The organism is Vibrio sp. 2033 (genome assembly GCF_033339735.1).
Genome location: NZ_JAWOVC010000687.1, coordinates 1 through 551 on the forward strand (window position 1 = coordinate 1; position 551 = coordinate 551).

2 pseudogenes are annotated in these 551 nt (G+C 43.4%); both read left to right on the plus strand.

From position 1 onward, the window contains the following. Positions 1–339, plus strand: a pseudogene (locus R7P74_RS28515) (ribonucleotide-diphosphate reductase subunit alpha); the annotation flags it as partial. Positions 340–419: 80 nt separating this feature from the next. Then, positions 420–551 (plus strand): annotated as a pseudogene (locus tag R7P74_RS28520) (class Ia ribonucleoside-diphosphate reductase subunit beta); the annotation flags it as partial.

A 551-nucleotide genomic window follows, 5' to 3' on the forward strand; every position in this document is an offset into this window, starting at 1 on the left:
GATGGTATCTTGAAGCAAGTTGTTCCTGAGTTCACTGAACTGAAAAACAACTACGAACTGCTTTGGAATATCGGTTCTAACGACGGTTACCTTCACCTTGTTGGCATCATGCAGAAATTCGTTGACCAAGCGATCTCTGCAAACACAAACTACGACCCATCGCGTTACGAGACGGGCAAGGTTCCAATGAAGAAACTTCTTCAAGACCTACTTACAGCGTATAAGTTTGGTGTTAAGACGCTTTACTACCATAACACGCGTGATGGTGCGAAAGACGAACAAAAAGATGCGGTTCAACCACAAGATGATGATTGTGCGGGCGGCGGTTGTAAGATCTAACCCGCGTAAAAACACCATCCATAAAGACAGATTATCGAATACCTCCCTTGCGGGGGAGGTATAAAAGGAAATGAGGCACTATGGCTTACAGTACTTTTAACCAAACAAAAAATGATCAACTCAAAGAACCGATGTTCCTAGGACAATCGGTCAACGTTGCTCGTTACGATCAACAGAAATTTGAGATCTTCGAAAAGCTGATCGAAAAGCAG